17 protein-coding genes and 1 riboswitch are annotated in these 15,891 nt (G+C 69.6%); of the genes, 6 read left to right on the top strand and 11 right to left on the bottom strand.

From position 1 onward, the window contains the following. The first annotated feature begins 160 nt into the window (after nucleotides 1-160). Nucleotides 161-1,006, top strand: a complete 846-nt coding sequence (locus ACIRRY_RS41475) for an SDR family oxidoreductase (RefSeq protein ID WP_403983754.1) — start codon at nucleotides 161-163, stop codon at nucleotides 1,004-1,006. Between the two features lie 18 nt (nucleotides 1,007-1,024). Here ACIRRY_RS41475 and ACIRRY_RS41470 read toward each other — a convergent pair whose 3' ends face one another. Continuing rightward, nucleotides 1,025-1,513, bottom strand: a complete 489-nt coding sequence (locus tag ACIRRY_RS41470; protein ID WP_403983752.1) for a flavin reductase family protein — start codon at nucleotides 1,511-1,513, stop codon at nucleotides 1,025-1,027. A gap of 171 nt (nucleotides 1,514-1,684) precedes the next feature. Between ACIRRY_RS41470 and ACIRRY_RS41465 the strand changes: the two genes are divergently transcribed. The 3 genes from ACIRRY_RS41465 to ACIRRY_RS41455 all read left to right on the top strand — a co-directional run bounded on the left by ACIRRY_RS41465 (nucleotide 1,685) and on the right by ACIRRY_RS41455 (nucleotide 4,072). After that, nucleotides 1,685-2,863: an AI-2E family transporter gene (locus tag ACIRRY_RS41465; protein WP_403983750.1), complete on the top strand. Its 1,179-nt coding sequence runs from the start codon at nucleotides 1,685-1,687 to the stop codon at nucleotides 2,861-2,863. 507 nt (nucleotides 2,864-3,370) lie between these two features. Beyond that, nucleotides 3,371-3,814 carry an ATP-binding protein gene (locus ACIRRY_RS41460; protein ID WP_403983748.1) on the top strand — a complete coding sequence of 148 codons (444 nt, stop codon included), beginning with the start codon at nucleotides 3,371-3,373 and terminating at the stop codon, nucleotides 3,812-3,814. A 72-nt stretch (nucleotides 3,815-3,886) separates the two neighbouring features. Continuing rightward, the gene (locus ACIRRY_RS41455; RefSeq protein ID WP_403983746.1) at nucleotides 3,887-4,072 is read left to right on the top strand and encodes a hypothetical protein; all 186 of its coding nucleotides are present in this window, start codon (nucleotides 3,887-3,889) and stop codon (nucleotides 4,070-4,072) included. A gap of 32 nt (nucleotides 4,073-4,104) precedes the next feature. Here ACIRRY_RS41455 and ACIRRY_RS41450 read toward each other — a convergent pair whose 3' ends face one another. From ACIRRY_RS41450 to ACIRRY_RS41435, 4 genes are all read right to left on the bottom strand, one after another. Then, nucleotides 4,105-4,746, bottom strand: a complete 642-nt coding sequence (locus ACIRRY_RS41450) for a hypothetical protein (RefSeq protein WP_403983744.1) — start codon at nucleotides 4,744-4,746, stop codon at nucleotides 4,105-4,107. A gap of 244 nt (nucleotides 4,747-4,990) precedes the next feature. Further along, a complete protein-coding gene (locus ACIRRY_RS41445; protein ID WP_403983742.1) occupies nucleotides 4,991-5,185 on the bottom strand; it encodes an LPFR motif small protein in 195 nt (64 codons plus the stop codon). 67 nt (nucleotides 5,186-5,252) lie between these two features. Then, nucleotides 5,253-5,579 (bottom strand): plasmid stabilization protein, encoded by a 327-nt coding sequence (locus ACIRRY_RS41440; protein ID WP_403983741.1) that lies wholly within the window; start codon nucleotides 5,577-5,579, stop codon nucleotides 5,253-5,255. 423 nt (nucleotides 5,580-6,002) lie between these two features. Further along, the gene (locus ACIRRY_RS41435) at nucleotides 6,003-6,569 is read right to left on the bottom strand and encodes a CGNR zinc finger domain-containing protein (protein ID WP_403983739.1); all 567 of its coding nucleotides are present in this window, start codon (nucleotides 6,567-6,569) and stop codon (nucleotides 6,003-6,005) included. Nucleotides 6,570-6,630: 61 nt separating this feature from the next. Between ACIRRY_RS41435 and ACIRRY_RS41430 the strand changes: the two genes are divergently transcribed. Then, complete coding sequence (locus tag ACIRRY_RS41430; RefSeq protein ID WP_403983737.1) at nucleotides 6,631-8,013, top strand: MFS transporter; 1,383 nt, start codon at nucleotides 6,631-6,633, stop codon at nucleotides 8,011-8,013. 130 nt (nucleotides 8,014-8,143) lie between these two features. Here ACIRRY_RS41430 and ACIRRY_RS41425 read toward each other — a convergent pair whose 3' ends face one another. Genes ACIRRY_RS41425 through ACIRRY_RS41400 form a run of 6 tightly spaced genes read right to left on the bottom strand, consistent with a single transcriptional unit; the run spans nucleotide 8,144 to nucleotide 13,892 of the window. Further along, nucleotides 8,144-9,748 (bottom strand): SpoIIE family protein phosphatase, encoded by a 1,605-nt coding sequence (locus ACIRRY_RS41425; protein WP_403983735.1) that lies wholly within the window; start codon nucleotides 9,746-9,748, stop codon nucleotides 8,144-8,146. Next, entirely contained in the window at nucleotides 9,738-11,177 is a 1,440-nt protein-coding gene (locus ACIRRY_RS41420; RefSeq protein WP_403983733.1) for a sensor histidine kinase, read from the bottom strand. Before ACIRRY_RS41420 ends, ACIRRY_RS41425 begins: the two co-directional genes overlap by 11 nt. A gap of 21 nt (nucleotides 11,178-11,198) precedes the next feature. Next, a complete protein-coding gene (locus tag ACIRRY_RS41415) occupies nucleotides 11,199-12,266 on the bottom strand; it encodes an ATP-binding protein (RefSeq protein ID WP_403983731.1) in 1,068 nt (355 codons plus the stop codon). Further along, the gene (locus ACIRRY_RS41410) at nucleotides 12,254-12,676 is read right to left on the bottom strand and encodes an anti-sigma regulatory factor (RefSeq protein WP_403983729.1); all 423 of its coding nucleotides are present in this window, start codon (nucleotides 12,674-12,676) and stop codon (nucleotides 12,254-12,256) included. The genes ACIRRY_RS41415 and ACIRRY_RS41410 overlap by 13 nt, the downstream gene beginning before the upstream one ends. Then, a complete protein-coding gene (locus ACIRRY_RS41405; protein ID WP_403983727.1) occupies nucleotides 12,673-13,044 on the bottom strand; it encodes an STAS domain-containing protein in 372 nt (123 codons plus the stop codon). The genes ACIRRY_RS41410 and ACIRRY_RS41405 overlap by 4 nt, the downstream gene beginning before the upstream one ends. Continuing rightward, on the bottom strand, nucleotides 13,041-13,892 hold the full coding sequence (locus tag ACIRRY_RS41400) for an STAS domain-containing protein (protein WP_403983726.1): 852 nt from the start codon (nucleotides 13,890-13,892) through the stop codon (nucleotides 13,041-13,043). Before ACIRRY_RS41400 ends, ACIRRY_RS41405 begins: the two co-directional genes overlap by 4 nt. Nucleotides 13,893-14,814: 922 nt before the next feature. Here ACIRRY_RS41400 and ACIRRY_RS41395 point away from each other — a divergent pair. Continuing rightward, nucleotides 14,815-15,552, top strand: coding sequence for a phosphotransferase family protein (locus tag ACIRRY_RS41395; protein ID WP_403983724.1), 738 nt, complete (start codon nucleotides 14,815-14,817; stop codon nucleotides 15,550-15,552). Between the two features lie 220 nt (nucleotides 15,553-15,772). Next, a riboswitch (SAM riboswitch) is annotated at nucleotides 15,773-15,882 on the top strand. Nucleotides 15,883-15,891: the final 9 nt, after the last annotated feature.

The following is a 15,891-nucleotide window of genomic DNA, read 5'->3' as shown; positions in this document are numbered from 1 at the left end:
TGTCCTACGAACCCTTCACCCGTCCCCTGCACCTCCTCGGCATGACCCCGTGACCAGCAACTTCACCCACCCGGCAGGACTTTGGAACAGCCCTGCACGCGGGGCCGGGGCATCCGTTGTCCGGAGAGACCGGACACCAGTAGGGGAAGGGCGCGACGACATGGCGGGACCGATACTCATCACCGGTGCGGGCAGCGGCTTCGGCAAAGAGGTGGCGCTACGGCTCGCCGCGGCGGGGCACGAGGTGATCGCGGGCGTGGAGATCATCGCCCAGGTCGGCACGGTACGGGCCGACGCCCGACAGCGGGGTGCGGATTTGCGGGTCGAGAAACTGGACGTGACCGACCCCGGAGACCGGGAGAACGCCTGGACCTGGGGTGTCGAGGTCCTCCTCAACAACGCCGGTGTCTCCGAAGGCGGCGCGACCGTCGACATCCCGGAGGAGCGGCTGCGCCGCCAGTTCGAGGTGAACGTCTTCGGTCCTGTCCTGCTCACCCAGGGCATCGCCCGGCAGATGGCGGCCCGCCGCAGTGGACGTATCGTCTTCATGTCCTCGGTCGCCGGACTCACCGTCGACCCGTTCACCGGCGCCTACGCGGGCTCCAAGCACGCGGTCGAGGCGTTCGCCGACGCGCTGGACCAGGAACTCGCCGAGTTCGGTGTCACGGTGGCGACGGTCAACCCCGGCCCCTTCCTCACCGGCTTCAACGACACCATGTTCGAGACGTGGAAGGAATGGCGCGACAACCCCGCCGACCGTCTCCACGACTACTCCGCACTCGCCTTCCCGCACGGGCAGTACGACCCCGAGCCGGTCTACGACAGGACCGTGCAGGTCCTGCTGGGGGAGGACCGCCGCTACCGGCACCTGCTCCCCGCCGAGTTGGAGTCGCAGGCCCGCGAACAGGTCGATGCCCTGTGGAACCGGCAGCTCAATGACGGCCGCCGCCCGGCCCTCGTACAGAAGGCTTACGACAGCAGCCCCGGAACGCCGGTCGGGTCCTGACCGGCCGGGCCGGGCGGTTCAGTCCGCCGGGTGGCCCGGAGTGATGGCGTGGGTGTCGGTGAGCGTCAGCAGAGTGGTGCGGTCGGCCGCGAGATTTTCCGTCGCCTCCGGGGCGAGCAGGAAACCGACGTGGTCGCCGCCGTCGACCCGCTTCTCCACCCGGCCGACGAACCAGGCGGGGGCCTCGTCGAGGATCAGTGATCCGCCCGGCCTCCGGTGCCACGGAACCTCGGAGAGCTTGTCCGTACGGTCGCCGGTCTCGCCGCCGAAGAGCCGGGCCAGCCGGTCCTGGTCGCGGCGCATGAGATGGACCGCGAGGCGTTCGGCGCGTTCGGCGACCCGGTACGTCCGGTTGGCCCTGGACAGCCAGACCATGAAGCGAGCGGGTCGGATCGAGCACTGTGAGGCGAATCCGACCAGGCAGCCGGCTCGCTCCCCGTCGGCCTCGGCGGTCACGACGTACATCGGGTAGTCGAGCAGGTCGGTGAAGGGATCGAGATCGATCACGGTGTTCGGCTCCGTCTCAGGCTCGGATGTCGGCCAAGCGTTCCCCGTTCCGTGTCCCGGTCGGCTCACGACGCGCTGGGCGGGGCACGGCGCGGTACATCCGGAGTCTCTGGGTACCCGGAACACCCCCGCCCATTCGAGGCCATGAGGCCATCTAGGAGAGCCGTCGCGATGTCTGCGCAGTCCGAGCCCGAGTCCGCCAGGGACGAGCACGGCGCGTCGGAAGGGGCGGACGCGAACGGCTCCGGCCCCGGCCCGGCGGACGCCGGAGTGGAGTTCCGGAAGGCGCCGCCGCGGCCCCCGCCCGGAGATTCACGCGGTGGACGTGGACGGTCGTGGGTGACCGTGGGCTTCGCACTGGGTCTGGGGGCGAGCCTGGCGTGGCTCGCCGTGCAGACCGTCATGCGAGTGAGTTCGATGCTGACCCTGCTCCTGCTGGCCGTGTTCATCGCGATCAGCCTGGAACCGCTCGTCGTCTGGTTCACGCGCCGGGGTCTGCGGCGCGGCTGGGCCGTGGCGATCGTGCTGACCGGGTTCATCGTCGTACTCGGCGGATTCCTGGCCCTGGTCATTCCTCCCGTGGCCAAGGAAGTCACCACTCTGGTGGACGCGGCGCCCGGCTGGCTGGAGCAGGTCCACAACCACCAGTCCACGATCGGCCGCCTGGAGGACCGCTTCCACCTGGTCGAGAGGGCCAAGCAGCAGATCGGCTCGGGAAGCGGAGCGTCCGGCCTGGCGGGCGGAGTCCTGGGCGCCGGGCAGATGGTGCTGAGCACCGTCACGTCCACGGCGATCGTGATCACGGTGACTCTCTACTGCATGGCGGCACTGCCGACCATGAAGCAGTTCGGCTTGCGCTTCGTGGCGGCCAGCCGACGTGAGCGGGTCGAGGGCGTGGCCGAGGAAATCATGAACCGCATCGGCAAGTTCATGCTCGGCAACCTCGTCACCTCGGGTATCGCGGGCGTGGCCACTTTCGGCTGGTGCGCGGCCACCGGTGTGCCGTACGCCGCCGCGCTGGGCGTTTTCACCGCCCTGATGGACCTGATCCCGATCGTCGGCTCCACGCTCGCCGGAATCGTCGTCAGTCTCGTCGCGCTGTCCGTGTCCCTGCCCATCGCGATCGCGACCGCGGTTTTCTACGTCGTCTTCCGGGTCGCCGAGGACTATCTCATCGTGCCTAGGGCCATGAAGTTCGCCGTCGACGTCCACCCCTTGGTCACCGTCCTCGCGGTACTGGTCGGCGGAGCGCTTCTCGGCATCATCGGCGCCCTCGTCGCCATCCCGGCGGCCGTCGCCGTCGGCCTGGTCCTCGACGAGTACGTGTTTCCCAAGAAAGAGCGCACCTGACCCCGTGCTCCCTCTCTAGGGGAGGGACGCCTCCGATTGCCCGGCAGGAGCCGACCGACTTCTCTCAATGGCCGGTCGTCCCAGGAGTCTTGGGGCCGCCCTCCGGACACTCGCTGCCTCGATGTCACCGTGGCGGTGTCGTCAGCAGGTTGCGAATGAGGCGTCCTCGGAGCGGAACAGAAGGTCAATCTGTAGGCGGCGATCCGCCGTTGTGCCCGAGCCAAAGCCCTGGCCGAACGCGCGCGGTGCTGAGGGGTGTCGTGTGCCGGGGGACAGGGCTGAGCCGACGTGGCCGGGGTATCCGAAGCATGTCCGGGCACGGTGCCTTGAGAAGAGGCGTCGTGTCAGACGCGACGGGCGCATCGAGCAGTTTGCCGGAGTCCTGAGGGCTGCTGGACAGGGGTGTTGGGTCGCTGCCGGTCCGCGTCGCGGGCCCAGGTTCGGTGTTTGGCGAAAGGGTTCCTGGCTGTCGCTGACCCCGACTCGTCTCCATGAGAAAGGACCGCCGTGGAAGATTCGTCGCTACGGGCAGTGGGCTGGGCGCGCTCGTTGCCCTTGAACAGCGAAGTGAAGGCCGCCCGGGACTGGGTGCGTGAGCATTTGGAGGCGCGGGGCTGGACGAGCACCGCTCCGGAGACGGTGGACGCGGTACTGCTCACCGTCTCCGAGTTGGTGACCAACGCACACCGGCATGCCCACAGCAGCGCCCAGTTGGTGATGACGTGCGACGACCACTGCCTGCATGTCACCGTGCACGACAAGTCCGGCGACCTGCCCGTTCCTCGCGCGGCCGGCGCGGAGAGCCTCGGTGGGCGCGGCATGTTCCTCGTGGATGCCGTGGCCGACACATGGGAGGTGCACCCCTGTCGCCACGGGAAGGCGGTCACCGCGTGTTTCCGCGCGCCCGACGCCAAGGCACGCGAAGGGGGTGCCCCGGTACCACCCCAATAGATCCGCAATGAGATCCGCACTGCTGCTCGGGACACCCGGCAGCGGGCGCTGTTCACCTGTTCGGGAGAGGTCATGACGGACAAGAGCGAAGATCTGCGGGCCAGTCGGTTCTGCAAGGTGTGTGGGACACCGGCCGGAGAGGGGACCGTGTGCGAGCGCTGCGCGACCGTCCTGGATGTTCCGGAGGACGCGGGGCTGGTGGAGGACCAAGGCGCAGCCGTACGACGGGACTTCGAGGGACGAGGCGAGGAGCACTGACGAGCCCTGGTCGCTGTGGAGGCGGAGCACCTTCAGTGCAGGATGCTGACCGCGCGGGCGATGACGAGGAGCGAGGTGAGGAGGGCGGTGACGCTCTCGACGCTCATCAGGAATTTGGCGCGTGAGGAGAGCGGCATGGTGTCCGTGGGGCTGAAGGCGGTGGAGTTGGTCACCGACACGTAGAGGTAGTCCATCAGGGTGGGTACCCAGTCGGATGTCTTGCTGGAGCCGTCGGAGACCTCTTGGACGGCGCCCGCGTTCTCGTCCTGCGAGAAGCGGAAGTCGGCCAACGGCAGTGATTCACGGGGCACTTGGGTCCGGCTGACCGGGCCGCCCCGGTCCAGCTCCCAGTAGGCCAGACCGAAGACGATGATGTTGGTGAGCCAGATCTGCAACGAGGCCAGCAACAGCTCCCGGCCGTCCTTCACCTCGGCGGACACCAGCTCATGGATCAGGATGCCCAGCGCGACGAGGTTGCTGGCTCCGATCAGAGCGACGAGCGTCAGCGACAGGGCGCGGAAGGCGCGCGTCTGGCGGGTCAGCCGACGTGGGTTGATCGCTATGAGGGGGACGAGCAGCAGGCACTCCAGGGCGGGCAGGACGTAACGGGGGGCGATCAGGAGCGGCTGGGGCAGGAAGAGGTAGAGCGCGATGGCGACGAGTGTCGCCGCCACAGCCGGTAGTCGGGCCTCTCCACGGCGCTCGTGCCGGGGATGTCTGAAACGGGTTTCTTCACGCGCTCGCGGCATGACTCGCCCTCCACCTCGTCCTCACCTGGGGCACGGAAATCGGCGCACCGGGCCGCGGAGACCCGGGGCCACCTCCGTACGAACGCCTGCGCGCAGGACGTCCAGCAGTTCCGGATCACTCGTGCGCATCGCCCCCTCCAACACCGGGGAGCGATGCGCACCAGTGTTCTCAGTGATGGCCGTGCGCGCTGTCGGAGGCGCCGCCGAAGAGCCGGGCGACGGCGCGGAAGGGCAGCGTGACGACGGTGACGTCCGCGCCGTCCTCCCGCAGTCGTGTGAGCGGCACCAGCAGTTCGTCCTGCTCGACGCCGTAGTTGGTGACGAGCGCGAGTACGCGGTGGCCGTTGAGCGGCTTGTCAGCCATGGGATGCGCCTTTCTTCGTGTCGGTGTCGGTGTCGCGAGACCGCGGGTCCGCGGCGCTTGCGATGGGTCAGTGGCCGAGGGCCTTGCGCAACTGCTGCTTGTTCATGGAGGAGCGGCCGTGGATGCCGCGCTTCCTGGCCTCCTCGTACAGCTGGTCCCTGGTGGGGCTCACGGGACCCCGGTGCGAGCGCTCGCCACCGCGCTGCGAGGCGGACTTCTTGTCCTGGGTGGAGGTCCTGCTCGCCTGGCGCGCTTCGCCGGAGCGGGCCCGCTCCTTGTTCACCGTCCGCGCGGCGATCTCCTTCGCCCGCCCGGTGGAGGCGCCCCGCTTCTCCGCGCTGTCCTTGATGTGCTCGTACTGCCGCTCCCGCTTGGGGCTTGAACCTGCCGGCATGACCGCTCTCCTCACCTCGGGATCAACGCGGGGACGTGAGTCCCCACTCCCCGGGTGCTCAGTACGGGGCGAGTCATACTCACTCCCGCCTCTTCCGTGCACGCGGCCCCGCTGCGCCCCGCGACCGAGAGCGAACCGCGCGGCGGATCGAGCAGGTGCCGGCACTCCGGTGGGGACACGAAGGCCGCCGAGCCGACCGATGTACAAGCCTCTGGACAGTGGGAACAGTGGGAGGGGAGCGGCCCTCGTAGTGCCGACGAAGGACGAGATCTTCACCCCGGTCCGCTTTGCGACGACGTACGGCATCACCCCCCCTCGTGCGGATCGGCCGGGTCTACCCGCACATGGACTACGCCGGATACCCGGCACGGGACGGGGAGTTGTGCCTCTCCGTCCTGCCGGACACGGCGTGGGCGCGTGAGGTCATCGCGGAGAGGGCTGCGAACGGCGTCGGCGGTAGGCCGCGGCGTTGGCCCGCCCGCCGCAGGTCTGCTTGTCGCACCAGCGGCGGCTGCCGGACCGGGAATGGTCAAGGAACAGTCGGGTGCACTGTGTGTCCGCGCACGACCGAATACGCTGGTGATCGGGTCCGCCGAACAGGACGCACGCCTGGTGGGCGACCGTGGCCAGTACTTGGTCGACGCCCCCGCGCCACACCACCCGGCCCAGTTCCTCCAGCTCCGGCGTGACCTGCCTGCCGGCCGCCGTCCTGCTGATCAGGCGCAGGTCCCCGGCTCGGGGGCGCTGGTCCAACAGCTCCGCGGACGCCGTGCGGTAGACGGCTTCGCGCAACTCCCGCGTCCGCTCGACATCGGCGTCGCCGACGCGCCCGGCCCCGTCCGCCAGTCCTGCCTGCTCGATTCCTGCCTGCTCGATCCACGCGGACAGGTCCCGCGGACCGGCCAACAGCTCGATCGGGTAGCTGCTGCGCCAGGTCAGCGTCGCGGCCAGGTCCAGGGCCGTATGACCACTGACGAAAGTGAACTCCACCCAAGCAGTGTCGCCCGTCCGGACATACATCCACAAGATCGTGGAATCAGCCCCTTGACCGATGACGCTCACGGAAATCCGGGGCCGGCTCCTCACCGTGCTACGGCCCCCTGACGACGGGCAGGACCTCGATGGCCGCCACCGCCTCATCCGCCGCCGTCGCCACGCCCACGGCCTGCTACCTCGGCGTCGCCATACCCGCGCGCGCCTGGCCGACGAGGGAGCGCGCGTCGCACTCGTTCTGCTCGCCCTGGCACGGGAGCACAGCGCGAGCCTCGGCGGCCTCCTGGTCGCCGCGCTGATGGTGCCCCATGTGATCGCGGCTCCCGTGGTCGGCGTCCTCGCCGACCGGGTCCGACGCCGCAAGCTCTTCCACGGCCTGGGCCTGGCCGCCTACGGCACCGGACTGGCCGCGACCGCATGGGCACTGGGCCGGCTGCCCACGGGCCTCGTCGTGCTCCTGGTCCTCGCGGCCGGCTGCTGCGCCCCCTTGATCACCGGGGGACTCACCAGCCTGCTCGCCGAACTCCTCCCGGAGCGGGCCCTCACCCGTGCTTTCAGCATCGACTCCACCACCTACAATCTGGCGGGCATCCTCGGCCCCGCTCTGGCAGCGATGCTGGCCGCCATGATCGGACCGGGCGCAGCACTCTTCGCCCTCGGAGCGGCGGCGCTGACCGGTGCCGCTGCCGTGACTCTGCTGCGGCTACCGGCCCGCCCTCCCGCCAAGCACCGAATGACCGCCGCACTACGGCCCGCCGTCCTCGCGGCCGGCGCCCGGGAGATCGTGCGCAACCCCCCGCTGCGATCCGTGACCTGGGCCAGCAGCATCGGCCAGATCGGCATCGGATCCCTGCCCGTCATCACGGCTCTGCTGGCCACCGAACGCCATGCAGGGTGGGCGGCGGGCGGTCTGATGACCGCCTTCGCCGCCGGTGCCATGGCCGGCTCCCTCACCTACGCGGTCAAACCCTGGACCCGTACTCGGCCCGAACGAGTAGTACTGCTGTGCCTGCCCCTGATCGCACTGCCCTTGGCCCTGGCCTCATGTGTCACCGGAATGGCACTGACCACGACACTCTTCGTCACAGCGGGCTGGGCAACGGGCCCGCTGTTCAGCACCCTGCTCGCCGCGCGAGAACGATACGCGCCACAGCCGTTGCGCACACAGATCTTCACCCTCGGCGCGGGTCTGAAGAGTACGGCGGCCGCGGCGGGAGCAGCCGGGATCGGCGCCCTGGGCGGACTGGGAGCCGCACCCCTTCTGGGCATGGCGGCCGGCACGCAGATCGTGGCGGCAGGCGTTGGTGTCGTCCTGCTGACCCACTCGCCGAGGAACATCCGGCGAGCGAGCAGAAGGCCCGACGGCGGTGTCCAGGACGGTGAATGCCAGGAACCCACGGCGTCAGGAGAAATCACCAACACCAGATCGCGGCGGAATTGACGGCCAACTATCCGGACCAGAAAGAGGATCTGTATCCGACGGTCCCGTTCCAGGCCGTCAATACCGGATATGCCGTCCCGGGCGCACGACTGGCGGGGAAGGGCGAAAGTGTCTCCGAGTCCATGGGCGATCAGGTGAACAGGGCTGTGATCAGGGCGATGTCGTCGTCCTTGTTCTGCCCGAAACGCGCCAGCAGCAGATCGCACATCGCTTCGAGGTCGTCCGGACCGTCGGCCACGGCCTCGCGGAACTCGGCGAGGCTGGAGTCGAGATGAGTGGTGCGTACCTCGATGAGGCCGTCGGTGACCATGAGCAGGCGGGTTCCGGGTGGGGCCCGCAGGACGGTGGGCGGTGGATGGGGGAGTCCCAGGCCGAGCAGCGGACCGTGCGGGTGGTGGAACCGCGGACCGTCCTGCGGGTCGATCACCAGCGGGGGGATGTGACCGGCGTTCGCGATGTGCAGGCGGCGGTGGTCCGGGGTGACCAGGACGAGGCAGAGAGTGACCGTGAGGCCGGGCTGGGACTGGCCCAACAGTGTTTCCAGGCGTTGCAGGATGTGGTGCGGAGGGTGGCCTTCGATGGCGTAGGCCCGTAGTGCGTGGCGTACTTCCCCCATGACGGTCGCGGCGATCAGCGAGTGGCCGACGACGTCTCCGATGGCGATCAGCAGACCGTTGACCGTCTGTACCGCTTCGTAGAAGTCGCCGCCGATTTCCGCGTGTTCGGAGGCGGGGAGATAGCGGAAGGCGAGTTCGATGCCGGGGACGGTCGGCAACTGCTTGGGGAGGAAGGAGCGTTGCAGCGCGAGGCCCAGGGCGTGTTCCTCGTTGTAGGTCCGCAGGGCCTCCAGGGCGAGGGCGCTCGTGTTGGCCAGTTGCTGGAGGAGCTGTTCGTCGTCGGCGCCGTGCAGAGCGGTCGCGGGTACGGCCAGGCAGACGGGGGGACGTCCGCGCCTGGTACGGGCGACTGCGAGAGCCACGTCTCCGCTGAGGTGGTCGGTGGGCAGCAGGGCCTGCCAATGGCTGTGCGGGAGACGGGTGATCGCGACGCCGGTCTCCTGGTTCAGGCAGCGGGCCGCCAGCTGGTCCGGGAGGCCCGCGGAGACCGGGTGAATGCGGACGGGTGCCCGCGGGCCGTCGATCATGCTGTGGACCGTTTGCCCGTGCGGGGAGAGGAACACCGCGCTGGCCGAGTCGGCCAGGACAGTGGCCGCGCCGTCGGTGGCGGCCGTTGCGAAGGAGTGGAAGCCGACCGCGCTGTAGACGTCCAGCGTCGCGCTGTTCAGCGCGATCAGACGCTGCGCGAGCCGTTCCGCGCGTTGTCGTGCTCGGGCGTAGCGCAGGGTCGCGGTGACGGTGGCGAGGAGTTCGCCGGGGTCGATGGGCTGGTCGAGATAGGCGTCCGCCCCTCGTCTCAGTCCTTCCGCGTGATCGGCCGGGCTGATCGCGGCGGCGGAGATCTGGATGATCGGCAGATGGGCTGTCCGCGGGTCGCTCTTGAGGCGTTCACTGACCTCGAAGCCGCTCATGTCGGGCAGCCGTACGTCCACGATCGCGAGGTCGGGAAGCGGGTCCGGCACGGTGTTCAGACGGGCGAGGCCCTCCTCGCCCGTGGCGGCGGCGATGACGGTGTGTCCCGCGCGTCGCAGCCAACTGGTGAGGACGTAGCGGTTCGTCTCGTTGTCGTCGATGACCAACACGGTCGCGGGCGCCAGGTCCTGGGCATTACCGGTCATGACCCGTCCCTCCGGTGTCGGATTCCTTCGCGCATGTGTGACCGAGGTCCGGCAGCCGGACCTGTACCCGGGTGCCGACCCCGACGGTGCTGGTCAGGGTGAGGGAGCCGCCGAGCAGTTCGGCGAGGGTGCGGGCGTAGGGCAGGCCCAGGCCGGTGCCGGGCCTGCCGCGCTGGTGCGGACCGCGGACCTGGTAGAACGCCTCGAAGACCCGGTCGAGTTCGTCGGCGGGGATACCGAGGCCCGTGTCCGTGACGGTGAACAGGACTGCCGGAGCGGTGGGTTCGGGTTCCACGGCGATGTCGAGGCGCACCTCGCCCCGCTCGGTGAACTTCAGGGCGTTGGAGAGGACATTGCGCAGGATACGGATGAGGAGTGTCTCGTCGGTCGTCAGGGCCGGCTGCCGTTCCGGGGCGGGAGTGACGAGCGTGATGCCGTCCCGGCCGTGGGTGCTGAGGAGAAGCCGGCAGAGGTGGGTGACGAGCAGGCGCAGATCCACCGGTTCCGGATGGATCTCGAGGTGGCCGGCCTCGGCCTTGGCGACGTCGAGGAGATCGCTCACCAGGGACAGGAGTGAATGGCCGGAGGACGCGATCAATTCGACCTGTTCGTGCTGCTCGGCGTCGAGAGGCGGGGAACTGGGGGCCAGCAGCAGGGTGGAGAGCGCGACCACGGCATTGACCGGGGTGCGCAGTTCATGGCTGATGTTCGTCCAGAACCGGGTCTTCGCCTCGCTCGCCTCCTGCAACTGCCGCCGCTTCTCCTCCAGTTCGGAGTGCAGCGCGAGGACGCCGCTGTTGGTGGTCTCGAGTTCCTGCGTCAACTCGGAGTACAGCGCCAGCACGCCCTGGTTGGTCTCCTCCAACTCCTCGTTGAGCCGCCGGAGTTCCTCGCGCTGGGCGCGGGTCTCCTCAAGTGTCGCGATCAAGTCCCGTGTCTGTGCCCGGAGATCGTCCGCTTCGGTGGTCCGGTCGCTGTCCTCAAGGACCTGAAGCAGCCGGGCGTACCGCTCGGCCGGCTTCGTGCCGTCCTCGGGGAGTGGCTGGGTGATGACGACGGATTCGGCTGTACCGCCCGTCCTGTGGTCGACGCGTACGAGCTTCGCCACCAGGTCCAGTGTCTCCTGGGCCACCGGGGACCCGCTGTTCCAGGTGAGTGTGACGAGGAGGGACACCGGCCGGTCCTCGGTGTCCAGGCCGAAGGAGACCTCCAGCCCGCGGCAGCCGAGCCGGTCCCGTCCGAGTTCGCTCAGCGCGGTGGCCAGCCGGACCTGGTCCTGTTGGTCCAACGCCATCGCGGCGGCGGCCTGTTGAGCGCTGCGCCGCAAGCCGAACACATCCTGGGCGGAGGCGAGGCCGAAGGTCGTCACCCGCCGCACCGCGGCCGAACGGCGACCGCCCGCGCTGTGCTCAAACGCGTCGCTCGCCATGCCTGCTCCCCTTCTCACCGCTCACCAGGTGCCTTTGACCACGACGACACTCGCGTCGTCCCGTCGTACACCCGCCTCGCGGAGCAACTCGGCCGCCGCGACGAGTGCCGAGTGTCCCCGCAGACCCGGCAGCGATCCGGCGTCCCAGCGCTCGGTCAGGCCGTCGGAGTGCATGACCAGGGCACCATGGTCGGGCAGCGGCTCCTCGAACGTCCGCAGTCGCCGCATGTGCGCGCCGACGATTCCAGGGGCCGACAACAGGGCCCGGCGTGGGCCGTCGCCGAGAAGGAAGCCGCTGACGTTGCCGATGCCGCAGTACAGCACCCGCCGTGCGGCGGGCTCGATCCTGGCCACGGCGACCGCTCCGCCGCGCGTTCCGCGCAGCGCGGCGTGGACGGCGTTGAGAACACCTTCCGGACTGAGGTCGGATGTGTCGTGGAAGGCCCTGACCGCGGCCTGGCTCGCGCGCGCCGCAAGGGGTCCGTGCCCCAGGCCGTCACAGAGCATGAGCAGCAGCGTGGGGCGGGCCGGGTCGCCGTCGTCGGCCACCGTGCGGACGGCCCACGCGTCCCCGCACACGCTCTCACCGCTGATGGGTCTGGTCACACCGGCGGCGGGGGACATGTTCTGCGAGGTGACGACGGACCTGCCGTCCACGGTCCGTGGCCAGAACCGTGCGGTCATGACCGTGCCGCGGCGGGGAACGGAGTGCAGGTCGAAGTGGTCCGCCAGCCGCGAGACCGCCCCCAGCCCGATGCCCAGGGTGCCGGCGCTGGAGGTTCCGTCGGCCAGGGAGGCGGAGATGTCCGTCATCCCGGGTCCCGAGTCGACGGTGAGGAACTCCACCCCGGCCTCGTCCCCCGAGCGCACGACGCGCAGCAGCAGAGCACCGTCGACCGCGTGTCGTTGCACGTTCGTCGCGGCTTCGGTGACGGCGAGGGCGACCTCGGCGGCCCGATGGCTGCTGAGCCCGATCCGCCGGGCGAGCGCGGCCGCCGCGCCCCGGGCGGTGATCGGCAGGGACGGGCCGTCCCTGAACCACGCCACGTCCTCGCTGTGGACCATGGCCACGGTACTCACCGCGCCCACTTGACGATGGTCACGGCCGTGCCCTCGCCGGGCGCGGTCCGCAGTTCGAAGTCGTCCACGAGCCGGCGGGCACCGCTCAGGCCCAGACCCAGTCCGCCGCCCGACGTCCAGCCGTCCGTCATCGCCTGCCGGACGTCGGCGATTCCCGGGCCGGAGTCCTCGAAGACCGCGGCTACGCCCCGCTTGCCGTTCGCGTTCACGGCGCCGGCCCTGACACTGCCGCCACCGCCGTACGTCAGTGTGTTTCGCGCGAGTTCACTGGCCGCGGTGATGATCTTCGTCTGGTCGACCAGGGACAGGCCGCACCGTTGGGCCAGTGCGCGGATGGCCTGGCGGACGTGGACGAGGTCGCCGCTGCGCGCGATGGGATAGACGAGGGGTTCTTCGTCCGTCGTCCAGGGCGCGGTCACTGCGAGGCCGAACTGGCCGACTGGCGTAGCTTCGCCAGCCCCTTCTCCAGGTCGAGGGCGGTGCTGACGCCGCCGAGCGAGAGGCCCAGTTCGACCAGGGTGATGGCCACGGCCGGACGCATGCCCACGACCACGGTCCGGGCGTCGAGCATGCGGGAGATGGCGGCCATCGTCGCCAGCATGCGTCCCACGAAGGAATCGACGATCTCCAGAGCACTGATGTCGATGATGACGCCCTCGGCGGACCTGGCGACGATCTGGTCGGCCAGGTCCTCCTGGAGGTTGAGGACCGTCTGGTCCTCCAGGTCGGACTGGACGGACACCAGCAGGGTGTCGCCGATCCGCAGGATCGGAATGCGCTCGCTCATCGCTGCCCGCCCGTGTGCGCGACCATGTCCACGCCGGACCTGCGCAGGGCCAGCTTGAGAGCGTCCGCCAGGCTCGCCTTGGTCACGATGCCGTCGAACTCGATCCCCAGCGCCACGATGGTCTGCGCGATCTGCGGGCTGATGCCGGACACGGTGCACTCCGCGCCCATCAACCGGGCGGCGACGATGGTCTTGAGTAGGTGCTGGGCGACCTGGGTGTCCACCGCGGGTACGCCCGTGATGTCGATGATGGCCTGCTCCGAGCCGGTGTCCACGAGGGCTTGCAGCAACTTCTCCATCACGACCTGGGTCCGCGCCGAGTCCAGTGTGCCGACCAGCGGTACGGCGATGACTCCGTCCCACAGCCGTACCACCGGCGTGGACAGCTCCAGCAACTGTTCCGCCTGCGCGGTGATGAGTTCGTCCCGGGTCTGCGTGTAGGTCTCGATCGTGAAGAGCCCCAGGCCGTCCAGGACGCGGGCGAGCCGCACGTAGGCGCGGATCTCGTCGACGGAGCCGTTCTCCAGCACCGGTTCGAGGACCCGCTTCAAAGCAAAGACGCTGATGGCGGTCTCACTCGGTGAGAACCCCTGGCGTGCCCTGTTCCGCGACAACTCGGTCAGCAGGGCGCGGACTTCGGACATCTGCTCCGAGTGGACATCGGCTGCGCCCTGCCGCAATGCCTCCACCAGGGCTTCGTAGAGTTCTCGCAGCTCGCGGTCGAGCTCTGCCCGGCCCACGCGACCACTCAGGGACTTCGACACCTCTGCGACCCACGACTCGGCCAGATTGCGGTCGTCGGCAGTCAGGAGCCCCACCAGGTCTGCGGCGCTGTCTCGCTTCACCATTCAGATGCTCCCTCGATATTCGTATGTGTGTACCAACGCCAGCGCGCGCAGCCTACGGCACCCCCGCCGGGTGCCGGTCTTCGGGGACTGGCGCGTGGTGGGGCGGCATGGAAGGAGGGTGAGGACGGCATCGCCGCGCGGACGGCGGGGCAGAAGTTCGTCTCCTCGGTCCAGGAGCGGACCGTCAGATCCTCGATCACCTTGTCGGTGCTCGACCTCGAGCAGCACGGCCGCATCCATTGGCGCTCCTTCGCTCAGTCCCGCACGTCCTGCGGACTGCGGGAGCGCTTCTGCTGGAGGAATACCGAGAGGCGCTCGGCTCTCACGTTCCGTTCCGGTTACCCCGGGCGATGCGCTTGACCCATTGGGAGCGCACCTTTCGCCGAGTCCGGCCGTGCCCGGCGAGAGTGGGCCGGATCCTGGACGACAAGTCGCCGGCCCTCGTTGTCGGTCCGGGAGGTACCGGCGACGAGCCGTTCCAAGACGTGCCGACACGGCCGGAGGGGCGGCTGGGCCAGGTTGGGGTGGTCTCGGACAGGAACACCCCACCACGTTCGCAGACCCGCCCCTGACCGCGGCGGTCGCCGAATGGCGTGCCCATGGCTCTGAGCGGGAGTACGGCGGGAACCTGGGGGTAATCGAGGCGCGATGGCGGGGGCGGCGCACTGCCTGGGGAGGTCGCGCGCCGCTCCCCGCCGGAACCTCCGGACCTTCGTCGCCGCAAGGGCCACAAGGAGCACCAGGACGCACCCTCGTTTCCGGTTGCGAAGGGCGTCGTAGGCGCAGGAGGGCGTTGAAGCCCGACGAGTCGCGGAACGTGACGCCAGACAGATCCATGACGCCGAGAGGACGCGGTCAGCCGCGCAGCCGCACGCGACAAACCCGGCGACGTCGCCGTTCGTCCCCGGAATACTGGTCGCCCATGGACGAGGTCGAAGTCGTCGTCGCTCATTCCGAGCGCGCGACCCTGCGTGTCGGTGACGTGTTCCTGAAGGTGGACGCCGATCAGGCGCGTATCGACGTCGAGGTCGAGGCGATGGCCCTGGCGCCGGTCCCGACCCCGGAGGTCCTGTGGCGCAAGCCGCACGTGCTCGCGATCGCCGCGCTCCCGGGGACCACGCTCGGGCGCCTCGGCGGGCCGTCGACCGGATCGCCGGCGGCGTGGGCCGCGGCGGGTGCCGTCATCCGGAAGCTGCACGACGCGCCGCTGCCGCCCCGACCCGGCCGGAGCGTTGTCGCGCTGGCGGCGGAACTCGACGACGAGTGCGAGTCGCTCGTCGCGAACGGTGTCCTGCCCGCCGACCTGGTCGCCCGCAACCGCCAGGTCGCCGAGGCCGCGCTCCGGCCGTGGACTCCGGCGTTCACGCACGGCGACCTCCAGATCGCGCACGTCTTCGTCGACGGCGACGAGGTCACCGGCATCATCGACTGGTCCGAGGCGGCCCAGGGTGATGCCCTGTACGACCTCGCCACCTTCACGCTCGGACACGAGGAGCGCCTCGACGACCTGATCGCCGGCTACGGCACCGACGTCGACCTCGACGTGATCCGCGCGTGGTGGTCGTTCCGCAGCCTGCTGGTGGTTCGCTGGCTGAGCGAGCACGGCTTCGACCCGTTCGCGCCGGGCTGTGAGGTCGACGTGCTGAAAGCCCGGATGTGAGGCTGCGCGAGCCCGTCTGCTTCGGCCGTGTGCGGGCGGCCCTGGACGATGCCGTCGATGACCGCGGCACCCCCACCGAGTTGGCCGCCCGGCGGAACTCCCTTCCCCGCCAACCCTGTCGGCACCGACTCCGCGCCCGGCAGAAAGCGACTTCCCCGCACACGGTCGCCGCCCCGGGCCTTCTTGACGCAGACAGAACAGTCGATCTACGGTGAGCGCGAGCTACGAGTTCCGGTGATCAAGCCCTGGCTGGCCGGACGGCAACCCCCGACGCAGTGGGGTGCCCCAGGTGACCGCTCGGCGGATGTTCCTGTTCTGCAAGTGCGTTCCCACCGGCCT

The organism is Streptomyces sp. NPDC101776, from assembly GCF_044766845.1.
GTDB lineage: Bacteria > Actinomycetota > Actinomycetes > Streptomycetales > Streptomycetaceae > Streptomyces.
The sequence above is the reverse complement of the archived record's forward strand: the minus strand, read 5'-3'. Positions and strand labels throughout refer to the sequence as shown.

Coding starts and splice junctions, on each gene's coding strand:
- ACIRRY_RS41430 (WP_403983737.1), top strand. CDS start 6,631: ATGACGCTCACGGAAATCCGGGGCCGGCTCCTCACCGTGCTACGGCCC.
- ACIRRY_RS41475 (WP_403983754.1), top strand. CDS start 161: ATGGCGGGACCGATACTCATCACCGGTGCGGGCAGCGGCTTCGGCAAA.
- ACIRRY_RS41465 (WP_403983750.1), top strand. CDS start 1,685: ATGTCTGCGCAGTCCGAGCCCGAGTCCGCCAGGGACGAGCACGGCGCG.
- ACIRRY_RS41405 (WP_403983727.1), bottom strand. CDS start 13,044: ATGAGCGAGCGCATTCCGATCCTGCGGATCGGCGACACCCTGCTGGTG.
- ACIRRY_RS41425 (WP_403983735.1), bottom strand. CDS start 9,748: ATGACCGGTAATGCCCAGGACCTGGCGCCCGCGACCGTGTTGGTCATC.
- ACIRRY_RS41420 (WP_403983733.1), bottom strand. CDS start 11,177: ATGGCGAGCGACGCGTTTGAGCACAGCGCGGGCGGTCGCCGTTCGGCC.
- ACIRRY_RS41455 (WP_403983746.1), top strand. CDS start 3,887: ATGACGGACAAGAGCGAAGATCTGCGGGCCAGTCGGTTCTGCAAGGTG.
- ACIRRY_RS41445 (WP_403983742.1), bottom strand. CDS start 5,185: ATGGCTGACAAGCCGCTCAACGGCCACCGCGTACTCGCGCTCGTCACC.
- ACIRRY_RS41440 (WP_403983741.1), bottom strand. CDS start 5,579: ATGCCGGCAGGTTCAAGCCCCAAGCGGGAGCGGCAGTACGAGCACATC.
- ACIRRY_RS41400 (WP_403983726.1), bottom strand. CDS start 13,892: ATGGTGAAGCGAGACAGCGCCGCAGACCTGGTGGGGCTCCTGACTGCC.
- ACIRRY_RS41395 (WP_403983724.1), top strand. CDS start 14,815: ATGGACGAGGTCGAAGTCGTCGTCGCTCATTCCGAGCGCGCGACCCTG.